Genomic DNA, 19,245 nt, shown 5'->3' with positions numbered 1-19,245 from the left:
TCCACTCGTATTCGGTAGCATTTGTATCAAGCCCCTGCGCACCTTGCACCTGACAGAAATATCAGCCTGACGCGGTCAATGTGAGAGCGGCCTTGCGTCGCGAAAGGGCTGCGCAAGGCCGCTCCCACAGGGGGCCGCGCCGAGGAGGACAAAAGGGCGCCGAAGCGCCCTTGTCTGGTGCGGTGAGGGTCAGAGGAACACGAACTTGGCAATGAAGATCGCGCACAGCACCCACAGGCTGGCGGAGATTTCCTTGTACTTGCCGGTACCTGCCTTCAACGCCACATAGCTGATGAAGCCCAGGGCAATACCATCGGCGACCGAGAAGGTCAGCGGCATCATGATCACTGTGACGATCGCCGGAATGCTGTCGGTGGCTTCGTCCCAGTGGATGTGCGCCATGCTGCCCATCATCAGCATTGCCACGTAAATAAGCGCGCCGGCCGTCGCGTAGGCTGGAATCATCCCGGCCAGCGGGGCGAAGAACATCGCGGCGATGAACAGCAGGCCGACCACCACTGCAGTCAGGCCAGTACGACCGCCCGCCGCTACACCCGCAGCACTTTCCACATAGCTGGTCACCGGCGGCACGCCCACCACGGCACCGAACACGCTCGAAGCACTGTCCGCCTTCAACGCCCGCGACAGGTTTTCAATCCGCCCGTCCGGCGCCACCAGGTTGGCCCGCTGGGCCACGCCCATCAGGGTGCCAGCGGTGTCGAACATGTGCACGAACAGGAACGCCAGCACCACGCTGATCATGCTGACGTTGAACACGCCGGCCACGTCCATGGCCATCCAGGTCGGTGCCAGGCTCGGCGGCATCGACATCACACCGCCGAATTTCACCAGGCCCAGGCCCCAGCCGGCCAGGGTGACGCCGATGATGCTGATCAGGATGGCGCCGAATACCCGCTTGTAGCTGAGGATGGCGATCAGCAGGAAGCACACGGCCGCCAGCAGCGGCCCCGGCTCATGCAGCGAGCCCAGCTTGATCAGGGTGGCCGGGCTGTCGACGATGATGCCTGCCGTCTTCAGGCCGATCAGCCCGAGAAACAATCCGACGCCGGCCCCCATGGCATGGCGCAGGCTGACCGGGATGCTGTTGAGCAACCATTCGCGCACTTTCGACAAGGTCAGGAACATGAACAGCACGCCCGAGACGAATACCGCCCCCAGTGCCGTTTCCCAGTTGTAGCCCATGGTGCCGACCACGGTGTAGGTGAAGAAGGCGTTAAGCCCCATGCCCGGCGCCAGGCCCACCGGCCAGTTGGCGTACAGGCCCATCAACAGGCAGCCCAGCGCGGCGGCGATGCAGGTGGCGACAAAGGCGGCACCGTGGTCGATGCCAGCGTCGGCCATGATGTTGGGGTTGACAAAGATGATGTAGGCCATGGTGATGAAGGTGGTCACCCCGGCGATCATTTCGGTTCTGACGGTGCTGCCGTGTTGCTTGAGTTTGAAAATCCGCTCCAGCCAGCTCGTTTCGAGCGGTGGAGCGAGATCCAGCGTAGGGGCTTCGGATTTGCGGCTTTCCACAGCGGGTACTCCTCAAGTCTTTCTTGTTGTTCTGGAGCCGGGGGCCTGCGCAATGCACTTGGCGGCTCCGCGAGGGAAGGCAGACGTCTGACCTGTTTGTTGACTTGTGGGTCAAGAAGTTGCTCGGTGGATTATGCTTTTGTGTACAAAGAATGCAAATACTGTTTTATCTTTTGTGTGCGCAATGCGTCGTACAACGGCTATATAGGTAAAAGGCCACCTGCAGAAACGGCTCAGCCTGTGTACAATGGCGCCATACTTTCCTTCGTGCCTCGAGAGCCCATGAACGAACAGCTGCAACCTCTGAAGAAACCTGCGCGTACCGGCAAGGCTGGCCGCAGTGGTACCCAGGACGACATCGTCTACGCGCATATTTTCGAGGCGATCCTCGAGCAGCGTCTGGCACCGGGCACCAAGTTGAGCGAGGAAGCGCTGGGCGAGATCTTCGGTGTCAGCCGCACCATCATCCGCCGTGCCTTGTCGCGCCTGGCCCACGAAAGCGTGGTGCTGTTGCGGCCGAACCGCGGCGCGGTGGTCGCCAGCCCGACGGTGGAAGAGGCTCGCCAGGTGTTCTTCTCGCGGCGCATGGTCGAACGGGCCATTACCGAACTGGCCGTGCAGCACGCTACCGTCGAGCAGCTCAACGAGCTGCGGCAGATGGTGCGTGAGGAGCGCGACAGCTTTTCCCGTGGCGACCGCGGTGCGGGCATTCGCCTTTCCGGCGAATTCCACCTCAAGCTGGCCGAGGCCGCAGGTAATGCGCCGCTGGTCAGCTTCCAGCGCAGCCTGGTGTCGCAGACCTCGCTGATCATTGCCCAGTACGAAAGCGGCAACCGCTCGCATTGCTCGTATGACGAGCACATGCAGTTGATCGATGCCATCGAGGCGCGCGATGCCGAGCAGGCGGTGAGCCTGATGATGCACCACATGGACCACATCGACAGCAAGCTGAACCTGGACGAGGAGAGTGCCTCGGACGATCTGCATGCGGTGTTCTCGCATCTGCTGAAAAAGCCCAAGGTTTCTGCCAAGGGTTGATCGTTTGCTGAAGTGAAAGTAGTGCGCCGTTGTGGGAGCGGGTTCACCCGCGAACACCGGCGCAGCCGGTGCCATGCACCGTGTCGCCTTGTTCGCGGGTAAACCCGCTCCCACAAGCAGTACGGCCATCTCTCGCAGTTGACCAAACGTCTGCTAAATTCTTGTGAGCAAACCTTCATCAAGCAGTTGGGCTTGCGCGTCCGTTGCGTTCAACTTCTTGAGGAAAGGATTCATGAGCATGTCCCTCGGTAAACGCATGGGGGCCGAACTGGTCGGCACCTTCTGGCTGGTACTTGGTGGCTGTGGCAGTGCGGTACTCGCCGCCAGTTCCCCCGTCGGCATCGGTGTACTCGGTGTCGCCTTCGCCTTTGGCCTCACCGTGCTGACCATGGCCTTCGCCATTGGCCATATCTCCGGCTGTCACCTCAACCCCGCCGTGTCGTTCGGGCTGGTGGTGGGCGGGCGCTTCCCGGCCAAAGAGCTGCTGCCCTACGTGATCGCCCAGGTGATCGGCGCCATCCTGGCGGCGGGCGTGATCTACCTCATCGCCAGCGGCAAGGCAGGTTTCGAGCTGTCTTCGGGATTGGCCTCGAACGGCTACGCCGACCACTCGCCTGGCGGCTACACGCTCGGGGCAGGTTTTGTCAGTGAAGTGGTGATGACGGCGATGTTTCTGGTGGTGATCATGGGCGCCACCGACGCCCGGGCACCGGCGGGCTTTGCGCCGATCGCCATCGGCCTGGCCCTGACCCTGATCCACCTGATTTCGATCCCGGTGACCAACACCTCGGTCAACCCCGCGCGTAGCACGGGGCCGGCCTTGTTCGTCGGTGGCTGGGCCCTGCAACAGCTGTGGCTGTTCTGGGTGGCGCCGCTGATCGGTGCTGCAATTGGCGGCGCGCTGTACCGGGGCCTGGCAAAAGAACCTTAGCGCTGATGCACGCAACGCCCTGCGGCGTAGGTTTCGCGCACAGTGCGGTCGTCACCGAGGGTGGTGAGCACGAACAGGGTTTCTTCGATGCTGTTGGACTGCTGGATGCGGTAGTCCAGCAGTGGTGTGGCCTTGTAGTCCAGCACCACGAAGTCGGCATCGTTACCCGGGCGCAGGCTGCCGATGCGGTCGTCCAGGCGCAGCGCGCGGGCGCCGCCGAGGGTGGCCAGGTACAGTGACTTGTAAGGGTGCAGGCGCGCGCCCTGCAGTTGCATCACCTTGTACGCTTCGTTCAGGGTGTTGAGCAGCGAGAAACTGGTGCCGGCGCCAACGTCTGTGCCCAGGCCCACGTTGACCTTGAAGCGCTCGGCCTGGGGCAGGTTGAACAGGCCGCTGCCGAGGAACAGGTTGGAGGTGGGGCAGAAGGCCACGGCCGAGCCGGTTTCGGCCAGGCGCTGGCATTCGTCATCGCACAGGTGCACGCCATGGGCGAACACCGAGCGCTCGCCCAGCAGCTCGAAGTGGTCGTATACGTCGAGGTACCCCTTCTGCTCAGGGAACAGCGACTTGACCCAATCGATTTCCTTGAGGTTTTCCGACAGGTGCGTGTGCATGTACACGCCCGGGTGCTCCTTGAGCAGTTGGCCCGCCAGTGCCAGCTGTTCAGGCGTACTGGTCGGGGCGAAGCGCGGGGTGACTGCATAGTGCAGGCGGCCCTTGCCATGCCAGCGTTCGATCAGTGCCTTGCTTTCGGTATAGCCGGACTCGGCGGTGTCGGTCAGGTAGTCCGGAGCGTTGCGGTCCATCATTACCTTGCCGGCGATCAGGCGCAGGTCCAGGCGCTCGGCCTCTTCGAACAGGGCATTGACCGATTCCGGGTGCACGCTGCCGAACACCAGGGCGGTGGTGGTGCCATTGCGCAGCAGTTCCTTGAGGAAGATCTTCGCCACCTGGTCGGCGTGATCCTTGTCGGCGAACTGCTTTTCGCAAGGGAAGGTGTAGGTGTTCAGCCAGTCCAGCAGCTGTTCGCCGTAGGAGCCGATCATGCCGGTCTGCGGGAAATGGATGTGAGTGTCGATGAAGCCCGGGGTGATCAGCGCGTCCTGGTAGTGTTCGACCGGGATATCGGCGTCCAGGGTCGGCAGCAGTTCGGCAGCGTGGCCAACGGCGCGAATGCGGCCATCGTCGACCACCAGCAGGCCGTCCTCGAAATATTCATGGGAAGCCTCCAGGCCCACCTCGGCCGGGTCGGCGATGCTGTGCAGGATGGCGGCACGGTAGGCTTTGCGGGTAACGGTCATAACACACTCGTCAAATGGCTTGGCTGCGCCGGGAGGGCGGCAGCAACTGGGCAATGGGGCCGGCATTGGCGGCAGCGTCGTGCTGGCCGAAGCAGGCGTTGTAGGTGGCGATGATTTCACCGGCGATGGATACGGCGATCTCGATGGGCAGCTTGCCCTTGACCTCGGCCAGGCCCATCGGGCAGCGCATGCGCGCCATCACCGCATCGTCGTAGCCGCGCTCGCGCAGGCGGTGCTCGAACTTGACCCGTTTGGTCTTCGAGCCGATCAGGCCGAACCAGGTGAAGTCGTTGCGCTTGAGAATGGCGGCAGTCAGTTCCAGGTCGAGCTGGTGGTTGTGGGTCATGACGATGCAATAGCAGCCTGGCGGTAGCTCGGCCACTTCGTCGACCGGCTCCTCGCTGACCACCTTGGTCACCCCGTCGGGGATCAGGGCAGGGAACTCCTGCTCGCGCGAATCGATCCAGCGCACCCGGCAGGGCAGCGCGGCGAGCAAGGGTACCAGAGCGCGGCCGACATGGCCCGCGCCGAACACGGCGATCTGCGCCTGCACCGCGGCCATGGGTTCGAACAGCAGCACAGTGACGCCGCCGCAGCACTGGCCAAGGCTGGCACCGAGGCTGAAGCGTTCCAGGTGCGGGGTGGTGCGGTGCTCTTCGAGCATCTGCCGGGCGATGTGCAGGGCCTTGTATTCCAGGTGGCCGCCGCCGATGGTGTCGAACAGGCCGCTGGCGCTGACGACCATTTTCGAGCCGGCATTGCGCGGGGTCGAGCCGCGTTCCTCGATGATGGTAACGAGCACGCAGGCTTCGCCACGGGACTGGTGGTCGGCGAGGGCGTTGATCCATTGGTGCATGATGCAACCTCTCTATAGTTGCGTCGCGATCCCTGTGGGAGCGGGTTCACCCGCGAATGCGACGGTGAATCCACCATCGCATTCGCGGGTAAACCCGCTCCCACAGGGCCCTGCATTGTCAGTGAGACACGGTTTCCAGTTCCGGCTCGGCAGGTTGCGCGGCAGCCACCGCCTTGCGCATCTGCTCGCACCCCCACAACACCCGCTCCGGCGTCGCCGGTGCATCCACCTGTGGCTGCACGCGGTAATCGGCGATGCTGGCCACGGCGTCCTTGATCGCGCACCAGGCGGCGATGCCGAGCATGAACGGCGGCTCGCCCACGGCCTTGGAGTGGAACACGGTGTCTTCGGGGTTCTTGCGGTTCTCCACCAGCTTTACCCGCAAATCCAGCGGCATGTCGGCCACTGCCGGGATCTTGTAGCTGGCCGGGCCGTTGGTCATCAGCTTGCCCTTGGCATTCCACACCAGCTCTTCGGTGGTCAGCCAGCCCATGCCCTGGATGAAGCCGCCTTCCACCTGGCCGATGTCGATGGCCGGGTTCAGCGAATCACCCACATCGTGCAGGATGTCGGCGCGCAGCATCTTGTACTCGCCGGTCAGGGTGTCGACCAGCACTTCCACGCAGGCAGCGCCGAAGGCGAAGTAATAGAACGGCCGACCGCGCGCCTGGCTGCGGTCGTAGTAGATCTTCGGCGTGCGGTAGAAACCGGTGCTGGACAGTGACACCTGGGCGAAGTAGGCCTGTTGCACCAGCTGCTCGAAGCTGACGATCTGGTCGCGCACGCGCACATGACCGTTGCGGAACTCGACGTCTTCCTCGGTCACCTGATAGTGCCGCGCAGCGAACTCGGTCAGGCGCTTCTTGAGGATTTCGGCCGCGTTCTGCGCCGCCTTGCCGTTCAGGTCGGCACCGCTGGAGGCTGCGGTCGGCGAGGTGTTGGGCACCTTGTCGGTATTGGTGGCGGTGATCTGGATGCGGCTGAAATCGACCTGGAAGATCTGCGCCACCACCTGCGCCACCTTGGTGTTCAGGCCCTGGCCCATTTCGGTGCCACCGTGGTTCAGGTGAATGCTGCCGTCGGTGTAGATATGGATCAGCGCACCGGCCTGGTTGAGGAAGGTGGCGGTGAACGAAATGCCGAACTTGACCGGCGTCAGCGCCAGGCCCTTCTTCAGGATCGGGCTGTTGGCGTTGAAGCGGCGGATCGACTCGCGGCGCTCGGCATAGTCGCTGCTGGCCTCCAGCTCGGCGGTCATCTCTTCGAGCATGTTGTGCTCGACGGTCTGGTAGTAGTGGGTGACGTTGCGCTCGGTCTTGCCGTAATAGTTGGCCTTGCGCACCGCCAGTGGGTCGCGGCCCAGGTGGCGGGCGATGTGGTCCATCACCTGCTCGATGGCGACCATCCCCTGTGGCCCGCCGAAGCCGCGGTAGGCGGTGTTGGAGGCGGTGTTGGTCTTGCAGCGGTGGCCGTGCACGGTGGCATCGCCCAGGTAGTAGGCGTTGTCGGAGTGGAACATGGCGCGGTCAACGATCGAACCGGACAGGTCGGGCGAGTAGCCGCAGTTGCCGGCCAGGTCGAAGTTGATGCCGTGCAGGCGCCCGTCATCGTCGAAGCCCACGTCGTACTCGACGTAGAACGGGTGGCGCTTGCCGGTCATGGTCATGTCTTCGACCCGTGGCAGGCGCATCTTGGTTGGCTGGCCGGTCAGGCGCGCCACCACGGCGCACAGGCACGCCGGGCTGGCGGCCTGGGTTTCCTTGCCGCCAAAACCACCACCCATGCGGCGCATGTCCAGCACCACCTTGTTCATTGGCACGTCGAGTACTTCAGCGACCAGTTTCTGCACTTCGGTGGGGTTCTGCGTGGAGCAGTAGACGATCATGCCGCCGTCTTCGGTGGGCATCACCGAGGAAATCTGCGTCTCCAGGTAGAAGTGCTCCTGGCCACCGATGTGCAGGGTACCCTGGATGCGGTGTGGGGCACTGGCCAGGGCAGCAGCGGAATCGCCACGCTGGTGGGTGTGGCTGTCGAGCACGAAGTGCTTCTTGCGGAACGCCTCTACCACATCCAGCACCGGCTCCAGGTCTTCATACTCGACGATGGCGGCCATGGCCGCACGGCGTGCGGTGTCGAGGTCGCGGGCGGCCACGGCGAGCACCGGCTGGCCGAAGAACTCGACCTTGTCGATGGCCAGCAGCGGGTCGCCGGCCACCACCGGGCCGATGTCCTTGAGGCCGGGAATGTCTTCGTGGGTGATGGCGATGCGCACGCCCTCGAAGGCATAGCACGGCGTGGTGTCGATGCGCAGGATGCGTGCATGGGCGCGGTCGGCGGTGCGCGCATAGACGTGCAGCTGGTTGGGGAATTCCAGGCGATCGTCGATGTACACCGCCTCGCCGGACACATGCTTGTCGGCGCTGTCGTGCTTGACGCTGCGGCCGACCCCGGTGGTCAGGTCCTGGCTGAACAGTTCGGCCATCTCGGCCTGGCTCTTGGCTACGTGATGGTTAGACATAAGCGGTCACCCGGGTCTCGATGTACGGCGTTTGCTGTTCGATAAAGTACTTGCGCAGCAGGTTCTGCGCGGTCAGCAGGCGGTATTCCTTGCTGGCGCGGAAGTCGCTGAGCGGGGTGAAGTCTTCGGCCAGGGCCTGGCAGGCGCGCTCGATGGCCGCCTGGTTCCATGGCTTGCCGCGCAGCGCCGCTTCGCAGGCACGGGCCCGTTTGGGGATTGCCGCCATGCCGCCGAAGGCAATGCGCACGCCGCTGACCACGCCGTCTTCGATGCTGAGGTTGAAGGCACCGCACACGGCGGAAATGTCATCGTCCAGTCGCTTGGACACCTTATAGGCGCGGAACGCCCAGTCGCTGGTGGCGCGCGGCACGATGATCTTCTCGATGAACTCGCTGTCCTGGCGGGCAGTGATGCGGTAGTCGATGAAGTAGTCTTCCAGTGGCATCACTCGCTGACGCTCGCCCTGGCGCAGGACGATCTGCGCGTCCAGGGCAATCAGCAGGGGTGGTGAGTCGCCAATCGGCGAGGCGTTGCCGATATTGCCGCCCAGGGTGCCCTGGTTGCGGATCTGCAGCGAGGCGAAACGGTGCAGCAGGGCACCGAAGTCGGGGTATTCCTCGTTCAGCGCGCCGTAGCAGTCGGTGAGCGGGGTGGCGGCGCCGATTTCCAGGTGGCTGGCGGTTTTCTCGATGCGCTTGAGTTCGGCCACATGGCCGACGTAGATCATCACCGGCAAGGTCTTGTGGAACTGGGTGACTTCCAGGGCCAGGTCGGTGCCGCCGGCCAGCAGCCGCGCTTCGGGGTGCGAGCTGTACAGGTCGGCCAGGTCGGCCACGGTCAGTGGCACCAGGCAGCGCTTGTCGCCGCTGTTGAGCTCGCCGGTCTGGGTTGGCGCAATGGCCTTGAGGCGGCTGATGGTCTGCGCCTGCTGGGCGTCGAACTGGTCGCGGCAGGGCTGGCGGCAGCTCTGCTCGGCGGCATCGAGGATCGGCCGGTAGCCGGTGCAGCGGCACAGGTTGCCGGCCAGGGCTTCCTGGGCCTGGTGCAGGTCGGGGCCGTTGCTGTTCTTCTGCAGGGCGAACAGCGACATGACGAAGCCGGGGGTACAGAAGCCGCACTGCGAGCCATGGCAATCGGCCATGGCCTGTTGCACGCTGTGCAGCTGGCCCTGGTGCTTGAGGCCCTCGACGCTGATCAGTTGCTTGCCGTGCAGCGACGAAACGAAGGTCAGGCACGAGTTGAGGCTGCGGTAGCGCAGGCTGTCGTTGCCCTGGTCGTCCTGGGTCAGCTCGCCGACCACCACGGTGCAGGCGCCGCAGTCACCACTGGCGCAGCCCTCCTTGGTGCCAGGTTTGCCCAGGTGCTCGCGCAGGTACTGCAGCACCGTCATGTTCGGGTCCAGGGCATGCTCACTACGCAATTCCTGGTTGACGAGAAACTGGATCACGGGGATGGCCTCGCAATGGTTTTATTGTTGTTGGGCGGACTCTAAGCAAGACCTGTCCTGCTGGTCAATAATTTTCTGACTCAAAGGTCAGGAAATTGCTCGTGCCGCTGCCCAACGGCTCACATTGCCATATGCCAAGCATAGATCGCGCCGGGCACGTGGCTGCCTTGCAGGTCAAATAAACCGCCAGGCCCCTCTGCGCGATTACCGGCCAAGTACGCTACAATCCGCCACTTGTGCCCAGTTCAATGATTTTGAAGGAAAACCATGACGTTCAAGGCCCCGGACAGCCTCTCCGAGCAGATTGCCGATTACCTGGCCGAACGCATCATCCGTGGCGAGCTGGCGCCAGGCGAGCGTATCCAGGAGCAGAAGGTCACCCAGGCACTCAACGTCAGCCGCGGCTCGGTGCGCGAAGCGCTGCTGATCCTCGAACGCCGCCACCTGGTGGCAATCCTGCCGCGCCGTGGTGCCCACGTGACCGTGCTCGACGAGCGCAGTGTGCGCAGCCTGTGCGCACTGATGGGTGAGTTCTACATCCTGCTGGGTAACGCGGTTGCGCAAAAATGGCGCACCGATGCCGACCTGCGCCCGTTCCTGGAGATCCAGCAGCGCCTGCAGCGGGCCCATGACCAGCTGGACATCAAGGCCTTCGTCGCCGACAGCTTCGCGGTCATGCGGGCGGCCTATCCGTTCGCCGACAACCCGTTCCTGCAGGAAACCGTGGAAAACCTGCAGCCGGCCATGAGCCGTGCCTACTACCTGTCGCTGGACCAGCGCCAGGCCAACATGATCGACTACCTGGACCTGTTCGCCCGCCTGCTCGACGCAGTGGTCGCCCGTGACCTGCCGCGCATTCGCGAGGTGCTCACCGCCTATGGCCAGCGCAGCTGCGAACTGGTGCTGGCGGCGTTGGCCCGAGGCTGACCGATGCGCCTGAAGTGCATTCGCCTGGCCGGGTTCAAGTCGTTCGTCGACCCGACCACAGTCAACTTCCCCAGCAACATGGCGGCCGTGGTCGGCCCCAACGGCTGTGGCAAGTCCAACATCATCGATGCCGTGCGCTGGGTGATGGGCGAGAGTTCGGCGAAGAACCTGCGCGGCGAGTCGATGACCGATGTCATCTTCAACGGCTCCAGTGGCCGCAAGCCGGTCAGCCAGGCCAGCATCGAGCTGGTGTTCGACAACAGCGAAACCACCCTGGTCGGCGAATATGCCGCCTACGCCGAGATCTCGATCCGCCGCAAGGTCGCCCGCGACGGGCAGAACAGCTACTACCTCAACGGTACCAAGTGCCGCCGGCGCGATATCACCGACATTTTCCTCGGTACCGGCCTGGGGCCGCGCAGCTACTCGATCATCGAGCAGGGCATGATCTCCAAGCTGATCGAGGCCAAGCCCGAGGAGCTGCGCAACTTCATCGAGGAAGCCGCCGGCATTTCCAAGTACAAGGAACGCCGCCGTGAAACCGAGAACCGCATCCGCCGCACCCAGGAAAACCTGGCGCGCCTGACCGACCTGCGCGAAGAGCTGGAGCGCCAGCTGGAGCGCCTGCACCGCCAGGCCCAGGCGGCCGAGAAGTACCGCGAATACAAGGCCCAGGAACGCCAGCTGAAGGCACGCCTGTCGGCCTTGCGCTGGCGCGACCTGGACGAGCGGGTGCGCCAGCGCGAGGCAGTGATCGGCGACCAGGATGTGTCCCATGAGGCGCTGGTGGCCGAGCAGCGCAATGCCGATGCCAGCATCGAGCGCCTGCGCGATGGCCATCACGAATTGTCCGAGCGCTTCAACCAGGTGCAGGGCCGCTTCTACTCGGTGGCCGGTGATATCGCCCGGGTCGAGCAGAGCATCCAGCACGGCCAGCAGCGCCTGCGCCAGTTGCAGGATGACTTCAAGGAGGCCGAGCGCACGCGCCTGGAGACCGAATCGCACCTGGGCCATGACCGTACCCTGCTGGCTACCTTGGGCGAAGAGCTGGCCATGCTCGAACCCGAGCAGGAAATGACCCTGGCCGCTGCCGAAGAAGCTGCCGCCGCCCTTGAAGAGGCCGAGCTGGGCATGCACGGCTGGCAGGAGCAGTGGGACAGCTTCAACAGCCGTTCCGCCGAGCCGCGCCGCCAGGCCGAAGTGCAGCAGGCGCGCCTGCAGCAGCTGGAAGCCAGCCTGGAGCGCCAGGCCGAGCGCCAGCGCAAGCTGGCAGAAGAGCGTGAGCTGCTGGGCAGCGACCCGCAGGATGCGGCCATGCTCGAACTGGCCGAGCAGCTGGCCAGCAGCGAAATGTTGCTGGAAGAGTTGCAGCTGTCCGAAGAGCAGGTGGTCGAGCGCCTGGAAGGCGCGCGTGAGCAATTGCAACAGGCCACCCAGGCCCAACAGCAGGCACAGGGCGACTTGCAACGCCTGGGCGGCCGCCTGGCCTCGCTCGAAGCCTTGCAGCAGGCTGCCCTGGAGCCGGGTGCAGGTGCTGCGGACTGGCTGCAGGGCCAGGGCCTGGAGCAGCAGCCGCGGCTGGCTGAAGGGTTGCGGGTAGAGCCGGGCTGGGAGCTTGCGGTAGAAACCGTGCTCGGTGCCGATCTGCAGGCTGTGCTGGTGGACGACTTCAATAACCTCGATTTTGCCGGCCTGGAGCAGGGCGAGTTGCGCTTGCTGGTGGCGAGCGGTACTGGCTCGTCGCTGCCCGGCAGCCTGCTGGAAAAGGTTGAAGGCCGTGTCGACCTGGCGCCCTGGCTGGGCCTGGTCAAGCCCGTGGAAGGCCTGGCCCAGGCGCTGGCACAGCGCGCGTCGCTCGGCGAAGGCCAGAGCCTGGTCAGCCGCGATGGCTACTGGGTTGGCCGACATTTCCTGCGGGTGCGCCGTGGCGGCGAAGCCGAAGGCGGCGTGCTGGCACGCGGCCAGGAGATCGAGCGCCTGGGCCAGGAGCAACTGGAGCAGGAAGCGGCGCTGGAGCAGTTGGAGCAGCAACTGCAGGCCCTGCGCGGGCAGCAGCTGGAGCTGGAAGAACAGCGTGAACAGCTGCGCCGTCGCACCCAGGAAGAAAACCGCCTGCACGGCGAGCTGAAGGCCAGCCTGTCGGCCAGCCGTGCGCGTGCCGAGCAGGTCGAGTTGCGCCGTCGGCGCCTGCAGGAAGAGCTGGCCGAACTGGAAGAGCAGCGTGCCTTGGAGCATGAGCAACTGGGCGAAGCCCGCTTGCTGCTGCAGGAGGCCCTGGAGCTGATGGCCCAGGACACCGAGCAGCGCGAGCAGTTGATGGCCCGCCGCGACACCCTGCGCGAAAGCCTCGATCGCGTGCGCCAGGAGGCCCGCCAGCACAAGGATCACGCCCACCAGCTGGCTGTGCGCCTGGGCTCGCTGCGTGCCCAGCACGACTCCACCCGGCAGGCCCTGGAGCGCCTTGAGCAGCAGGCCGCGCGCCTGACCGAGCGCCAGGAGCAACTGAGCCTGAACCTGGAGGAGGGCGAGGCCCCCCAGGAAGAACTGCGCCTGAAGCTGGAAGAGCTGCTGGAGCGGCGCATGAGCGTCGACGAGGAAATGCGCCAGGCCCGCCTGCACATGGATGAGGCCGACCGCGAACTGCGTGACGCCGAGAAGCGCCGCACCCAGGCCGAGCAGCAGGCTCAACTGCTGCGCGGCCAGCTGGAGCAGCTGCGCCTGGAGTGCCAAGGCCTGGATGTACGGCGCAAGACCTTGCAGGAGCAGTTGCTGGCCGATGGCTACGACCTGCAAGGCGTGCTTGCCACCCTTGAGGCCGAGGCCAGCGAGCAAGGCACCGAACAGGAGCTTGAGCAGCTCGAGGCGCGTATCCAGCGCCTGGGGGCGATCAACCTGGCGGCCATCGAAGAGTACGAACAGCAGTCCGAGCGCAAGCGTTACCTGGACGCCCAGGACGCCGACCTGGTCGAAGCGCTGGAGACCCTGGAAAACGTCATTCGCAAGATCGACAAGGAAACCCGCAACCGCTTCAAGGATACCTTTGATCAGATAAATGCCGGATTACAGGCACTTTTCCCAAAAGTTTTCGGTGGTGGCAGCGCTTATCTGGAACTGACGGGCGAAGATCTACTCGATACAGGGGTGACGATCATGGCGCGACCACCGGGCAAGAAGAACAGCACCATCCATCTGCTGTCCGGCGGCGAGAAGGCACTGACCGCATTGGCGCTGGTGTTTGCCATCTTCAAGTTGAACCCCGCACCGTTCTGCATGCTCGACGAGGTCGACGCGCCGCTGGACGATGCCAACGTCGGGCGTTATGCCCGCCTGGTCAAGGAAATGAGTGAAAGCGTGCAGTTCATCTACATCACCCATAACAAGATTGCCATGGAGATGGCGGATCAATTGATGGGGGTGACCATGCATGAACCGGGCTGTTCACGGCTGGTTGCCGTCGACGTGGAGGAGGCTATGGCCATGGTCGACGCCTGATGCTGGACGACAAGGGCACATTCTGTAGTGAAATGCCCCCGCCATGTGCGACAGACGGTGTAAAGTTGTCTTTGGTCGTGCTAGCTTAATGTCACTCGTTTTTTGCGTGGGTAAAAACGCCTGTCAGAACATAGAGTTGGCGCCACGTGTTAAAGGGCTTTGAACCCTTTGTTTTCAAGCATATTTTTATAGAGGCACGGGATTACATGGAAATCGGTCTGCGCGAGTGGCTGATCGTCATCGGCATCATTGTCATTGCCGGGATTCTTTTCGACGGCTGGCGCCGCATGCGCGGCGGAAAAGGCAAGTTGAAATTCCGTCTGGATCGCAGTTATTCCAACCTGCCGGACGAAGAGGGCAATGCCGAAGTGCTTGGCCCGTCGCGAGTGCTGGATACCCACAAGGAGCCTGAGCTGGACGAAAGCGACCTGCCGTCGCTCAGCGCTTCTGCGCGTGACCGCGAGCGCGAGCCCAAGCCGGCCAAGGCCAACAAGCGCGGCAAGCGCGCCACCGCTGCTGCGGATGCGCAGCAGGGTGACCTGAACCTGAGCGCCGAGCCACGCGAACCCGACCTGTTTGCCGAAAGCGATGACGACTTTGCCGCGGAAAATACCCGCAGCAATGGTGCGGCGCCTGCCAGCAGCAGCGTCAAGGAGCTGCCGCCGGCCGAGGAAGTGCTGGTGATCAGCGTGATCTCCCGCGACGAGGGCGGCTTCAAGGGCCCGGCGCTGCTGCAGAACATTCTGGAAAGCGGCCTGCGCTTCGGCGAAATGGACATCTTCCACCGTCACGAGAGCATGGCCGGTCACGGCGAAGTGCTGTTCTCCATGGCCAACGCCGTCAAGCCTGGCGTGTTCGACCTGGACGACATCGACCACTTCAGCACCCGTGCGGTGAGCTTCTTCCTCGGCCTGCCGGGCCCGCGTCATCCGAAGCAGGCCTTCGACGTGATGGTGGCTGCGGCGCGCAAGCTGGCCCATGAACTGAACGGTGAGCTCAAGGACGACCAGCGCAGCGTGCTGACCGCCCAGACCATCGAGCACTACCGCCAGCGCATCGTCGAGTTCGAGCGCCGTGCGCTGACCCAGAAGCGCTGACAGATCCAGACGAAAGAGCAGCCTGAGGGCGTGCTGGTCGGTTCGGGTGTTGTTATCGCCTGTTCCGGCCCCTTCGCGGGTAAACCCGCTCCTACAGGGACACCACAGCCCTTGAGGTTTGTGGTGTCCCTGTAGGAGCGGGTTTACCCGCGAAGAGGCCGGCACAGGCAATAAATACCTCAAACCCCCGGCACCACCCCCAGGCTGCTCTTTTGCTTTGCAAGAGAAGACAAATCCCATGACCGCCGAAACCCGCATCCACGAACTGCGTTCCCAGCTCGACCAGCACAACTACCGCTACTACGTGCTCGACGAGCCCAGCGTGCCCGATGCCGAATACGACCGCCTGTTCAACGAGCTCAAGGCGCTTGAAGCCGAATACCCGCACCTGGTAACCCCTGACTCGCCCACCCAGCGTGTCGGCGGTGCAGCCTTGGCCGCGTTCAGCCAGGTGCGCCACGAAGTGCCGATGCTCAGCCTGGGCAACGCCTTCGAAGAAGCCGACCTGCGTGAGTTCGGCCGTCGCGTGGTAGACGGCCTCGACCAGCCCGGTGCGGTCGACTACAGCTGCGAGCCCAAGCTCGACGGCCTGGCCGTAAGCTTGCTGTACCGCGACGGCCAGCTGGTACAGGGCGCCACCCGTGGCGACGGCACCACCGGCGAAGACATCAGTGCCAACGTGCGCACCGTGCGCAACATCCCGCTCAAGCTGCAAGGCGAGGGGTGGCCGGCGGTGCTGGAGGTGCGCGGTGAGGTGTACATGAGCAAGGCCGGTTTCGACCGGCTCAACGCCGCCCAGGCCGAAGCCGGCGGCAAGACCTTCGCCAACCCGCGCAACGCCGCCGCCGGCAGCCTGCGTCAGCTGGATTCGAAAATTACCGCCAGCCGCCCGCTGGAGTTCTGCTGCTATGGCGTCGGCCAGGTGTCCGCGAGCATCGCCGACAGCCACATCGGCATCCTCGAACAGCTAAAGGCCTGGGGCCTGCCGATCAGCCGCGAGCTCAAGCATGCCGCCGGCATCGAAGAATGCCTGGCCTACTACCGCGACATCGGCGAGCGGCGTAACAGCCTGCCCTACGAAATCGACGGTGTTGTGTTCAAGGTCAACAGCCTGGCCGCCCAGCGCGAACTGGGCTTCCGCGCCCGTGAGCCGCGCTGGGCGATTGCCCACAAGTTCCCGGCCATGGAAGAGCTGACCGAGGTGCTGGATGTCGAGTTCCAGGTCGGCCGCACCGGCGCGGTAACGCCCGTGGCACGCCTGAAGCCAGTCAAGGTCGCCGGTGTGACCGTGTCCAACGCCACCCTGCACAACATGGACGAAATCGCCCGCCTGGGCCTGCGCATTGGTGACACGGTGATCATCCGCCGCGCCGGTGACGTGATCCCGCAGGTGATGCAGGTGGTGCTGGAGCGCCGCCCGGAGGATGCCCGCCCGGTGCAGGTGCCGAGCGAGTGCCCGGTGTGCGGCTCGCAGGTCGAGCGTACCCAGCTGGTCAAGCGTAGCAAGGGCAAGGAAACCACCAGCGAGGGCGCGGTGTACCGCTGTGTCGGTCGCCTGGCCTGTGGCGCCCAGCTCAAGCAGGCGATCATCCACTACGTGTCGCGCCGCGCCATGGATATCGACGGCCTGGGCGAGAAGAGCGTCGAGCAGTTGGTGGACGAAGGCCTGATTGGCTCGCCGGCCGACCTGTACAAGCTGGAGTTCGACCAGATCGTCGGCCTGGAAGGCTTTGCCGAAGTGTCCAGCAAGAAGCTGCTGGATGCCATCGAAGCCAGCAAGCGCCCGGTTCTGGCGCGCTTCATCTACGCCCTGGGCATCCCGGACGTAGGCGAGGAGACCGCCAAGGTACTGGCCCGCTCGCTGGGTAGCCTGGCGCGAGTGCAGCAGGCGCTGCCGCAGGTGCTCACCTACCTGCCGGACATCGGCCTGGAGGTGGCCTACGAGATCCACAACTTCTTCCAGGACGAGCACAACCGCAAGGTCATCAAGCAGCTGCTCGACAGCGGCATGCAACTGCAGGACGAAGGCGAGCTGGCTGCCGAATTCGCCGCCAGCACCACCCTGGCCGGGATGATCGCCAAGCTCGACATCGCCTCGGTTGGCCCGACCGGTGCCGAAAAGTTGGTGGCCAAGCTCGACAGCCTGGACAAGATCATCGCCGCCGACGGTATCGACCTGCGCCAGGCCCTGGCGGCCAAGCAGGCCGAAGCCGTGCGCGAGTTCTTCAAGGATGAAGCCAACCAGAAGCTGGCCCGGGACATCGAGGCACAATTACTGGCGTTCGGCATGCACTGGAGCAGCGAGAAGAAAGTGGCTGAAGGCTTGCCGCTGGCCGGCCAGACCTGGGTGCTGACCGGTACCCTGGAGCGCATGAGCCGCGATATTGCCAAGGAGAAACTGGAAAGTCTGGGGGCCAAGGTAGCGGGTTCGGTTTCCGGCAAGACCCACTGTGTGGTGGCGGGGCCGGGTGCTGGCTCCAAGCTGGCCAAGGCCAGTGAGTTGGGGGTGAAGGTGCTCGATGAAGATGCCTTTGTCACCTTCCTGGGCGAGCAGGGCATCGCTGTCTAGAAGTCCTTGCACGGTCCATGTGGGAGCGGGCGTGCCCGCGAACACGGGCGAAGCCCGTGCCATCCACCGCGGCGCCTGCTCCCACAGGTCCTGCGCTGGTCGTGCTGTCAGCGCTACCCCTGTAGGAGCGGGTTCACCCGCGAATTGGCGGCTCCTGGCCACCCCGGCCGGGACAAGTCATTGAGAAATGATGACTTTTTCTCCTCCAGAGGTTGTATCTGCCCCCAAGACCGGTACAATGGCGCCACTCGCTGCTCAGCGAGCCTTGTAGTGGTGGCCCCATCGGTCCCCCCGCATTGATTACCCGTTAACCTGGTCAGGCCCGGAAGGGAGCAGCCATAGCGGGAACATCGAGTGCCGGGGTGTGGCTGGTGGGGCCGCCTCCATTTCCGGGGGCCGAAAACCTCAATCTGCAGTGAACGCCTTAGTTCTGTCCTGCTTCTCGCCCAATACCCCCGCCGCCGACAGCTTCATCAGCCGCTGGAATTTCGGGCATGCCAGGTGATCTTCCTCAGGGCACTGCGCCGCATGCCGCAAGCCCTTGCTCATCGCCTGCAGGCGCCTGATCCGTGCATCCAGTTCGTCGGCCTTGGCGATCAGCATCTGCCGGTCGACCTGCAGCTCCACCAGCATCGCCCCCACTTCATCCAGCGAAAACCCCGCAGCCTGGCCTAGGGCGATCAGCGCCAGCCTGTCTGCCACATCGGCTGCGAACTGCCGCCGCTGGCCAGGTCCGGCGAGTGATTTGAGCAGGCCTTTCTTCTCGTAGTAGCGCAGCGTCGAGGCGGGTACGCCTGTGCGTTTGGCGACGTCGGCAATGTCCATTTCGGGCCCTTGACTTGAAGTTGACTTCAACTTCTATGCTGCGCGGCAGAGTGATGACCGTCAATCTTCGAGGGCTTGTTCAATGACGTTTGCTGCGATGGTTTCCGCTGCCTTGCCGATTGGCATTGGCGCCACGGTGATGATGGACCTGTGGGGGCTGCTGTTGAGGCGGCTGGGTGTCGCCACGCTGAACTTCGCCATGGTTGGGCGTTGGGCGGGGCATCTGTTGTACGGGCGTGTGCGGCACCAGGCGATTGCCAAGGCTGAGCCGGTCCGGCATGAGCTGGCGTTGGGGTGGGGGATTCATTACGCCATCGGCGTGCTGTTCGCGATGCTGCTGGTTGTGATCGTGGGCGAGGGTTGGCTACTGGCGCCTACAGTGTTGCCTGCGCTGGTTGTTGGTGTGGGGACCGTCGTGGCGCCGTTGTGCTTCATGCAGCCGGCGATGGGGGCGGGGTTCTTTGCGTCGAGGACGCCGACGCCGGCGCGCAACTGCCTGAAGAGCCTGGCTACGCATTTTGTGTTTGGCGTGGGGTTGTTCTTGAGTGCGGATTTGCTGGCTTTGGTGTGAGGGCCAACGGATCAAGATTTCTGGACGGTTCTGGGAATGGGCGTGCCCGCGAAGAAGGCGACGCGGTGGATGGCACCGGCGTTGCCGGTGTTCGCGGGCACGCCCGCTCCCACAGTGATCGCGCCGACTTCGAG

The 19,245-nt window shown here is 64.1% G+C and carries 13 protein-coding genes and 1 other RNA gene; 8 read left to right on the top strand and 6 right to left on the bottom strand.

The window, feature by feature from the left end:
* Positions 1-189: 189 nt before the first annotated feature.
* On the bottom strand, positions 190-1,539 hold the full coding sequence (locus MKK04_RS18745) for an NCS2 family permease (RefSeq protein WP_207829987.1): 1,350 nt from the start codon (positions 1,537-1,539) through the stop codon (positions 190-192).
* A 282-nt stretch (positions 1,540-1,821) separates the two neighbouring features.
* Between MKK04_RS18745 and MKK04_RS18740 the strand changes: the two genes are divergently transcribed.
* Both MKK04_RS18740 and aqpZ read left to right on the top strand, forming a co-directional pair.
* Positions 1,822-2,577 (top strand): GntR family transcriptional regulator, encoded by a 756-nt coding sequence (locus MKK04_RS18740; protein WP_207829990.1) that lies wholly within the window; start codon positions 1,822-1,824, stop codon positions 2,575-2,577.
* Between the two features lie 232 nt (positions 2,578-2,809).
* Complete coding sequence (gene aqpZ, locus MKK04_RS18735; protein WP_063912782.1) at positions 2,810-3,508, top strand: aquaporin Z; 699 nt, start codon at positions 2,810-2,812, stop codon at positions 3,506-3,508.
* Here aqpZ and guaD read toward each other — a convergent pair.
* From guaD to xdhA, 4 genes are all read right to left on the bottom strand, one after another.
* A complete protein-coding gene (gene guaD / locus MKK04_RS18730) occupies positions 3,505-4,809 on the bottom strand; it encodes a guanine deaminase (RefSeq protein ID WP_087499863.1) in 1,305 nt (434 codons plus the stop codon). The two genes, aqpZ and guaD, sit on opposite strands and share 4 nt — an antisense overlap.
* 10 nt (positions 4,810-4,819) lie before the next feature.
* Entirely contained in the window at positions 4,820-5,665 is an 846-nt protein-coding gene (gene xdhC, locus MKK04_RS18725) for a xanthine dehydrogenase accessory protein XdhC (protein WP_063912780.1), read from the bottom strand.
* Positions 5,666-5,783: 118 nt separating this feature from the next.
* Positions 5,784-8,183 carry a xanthine dehydrogenase molybdopterin binding subunit gene (xdhB, locus tag MKK04_RS18720; protein WP_207829993.1) on the bottom strand — a complete coding sequence of 800 codons (2,400 nt, stop codon included), beginning with the start codon at positions 8,181-8,183 and terminating at the stop codon, positions 5,784-5,786.
* Positions 8,176-9,630, bottom strand: coding sequence for a xanthine dehydrogenase small subunit (gene xdhA / locus MKK04_RS18715; RefSeq protein WP_207829995.1), 1,455 nt, complete (start codon positions 9,628-9,630; stop codon positions 8,176-8,178). The genes xdhB and xdhA overlap by 8 nt, the downstream gene beginning before the upstream one ends.
* A 267-nt stretch (positions 9,631-9,897) precedes the next feature.
* Here xdhA and MKK04_RS18710 point away from each other — a divergent pair, with 267 nt between their 5' ends.
* The 5 genes from MKK04_RS18710 to ffs all read left to right on the top strand — a co-directional run bounded on the left by MKK04_RS18710 (position 9,898) and on the right by ffs (position 18,092).
* Complete coding sequence (locus MKK04_RS18710; RefSeq protein WP_063912777.1) at positions 9,898-10,557, top strand: GntR family transcriptional regulator; 660 nt, start codon at positions 9,898-9,900, stop codon at positions 10,555-10,557.
* Between the two features lie 3 nt (positions 10,558-10,560).
* The gene (gene smc, locus MKK04_RS18705) at positions 10,561-14,049 is read left to right on the top strand and encodes a chromosome segregation protein SMC (protein ID WP_241105877.1); all 3,489 of its coding nucleotides are present in this window, start codon (positions 10,561-10,563) and stop codon (positions 14,047-14,049) included.
* Between the two features lie 206 nt (positions 14,050-14,255).
* A complete protein-coding gene (zipA, locus tag MKK04_RS18700; protein ID WP_063912775.1) occupies positions 14,256-15,146 on the top strand; it encodes a cell division protein ZipA in 891 nt (296 codons plus the stop codon).
* A gap of 238 nt (positions 15,147-15,384) precedes the next feature.
* On the top strand, positions 15,385-17,715 hold the full coding sequence (ligA, locus tag MKK04_RS18695; RefSeq protein WP_241105876.1) for an NAD-dependent DNA ligase LigA: 2,331 nt from the start codon (positions 15,385-15,387) through the stop codon (positions 17,713-17,715).
* 280 nt (positions 17,716-17,995) lie between these two features.
* An RNA gene (ffs, locus tag MKK04_RS18690) (signal recognition particle sRNA small type) lies at positions 17,996-18,092 on the top strand.
* Positions 18,093-18,120: 28 nt separating this feature from the next.
* Here ffs and MKK04_RS18685 read toward each other — a convergent pair.
* Positions 18,121-18,540, bottom strand: a complete 420-nt coding sequence (locus tag MKK04_RS18685; protein ID WP_241105875.1) for a helix-turn-helix domain-containing protein — start codon at positions 18,538-18,540, stop codon at positions 18,121-18,123.
* Positions 18,541-18,622: 82 nt separating this feature from the next.
* On the opposite strand from MKK04_RS18685, the gene MKK04_RS18680 reads away from it, so the two are divergent.
* The gene (locus MKK04_RS18680) at positions 18,623-19,111 is read left to right on the top strand and encodes a DUF2938 domain-containing protein (protein ID WP_207830004.1); all 489 of its coding nucleotides are present in this window, start codon (positions 18,623-18,625) and stop codon (positions 19,109-19,111) included.
* Positions 19,112-19,245: the final 134 nt, after the last annotated feature.

Source organism: Pseudomonas sp. LS.1a, assembly GCF_022533585.1.
In the GTDB taxonomy this organism is placed as follows: Bacteria; Pseudomonadota; Gammaproteobacteria; order Pseudomonadales; family Pseudomonadaceae; genus Aquipseudomonas.
This window is presented reverse-complemented; position numbering and strand designations above follow the sequence as displayed.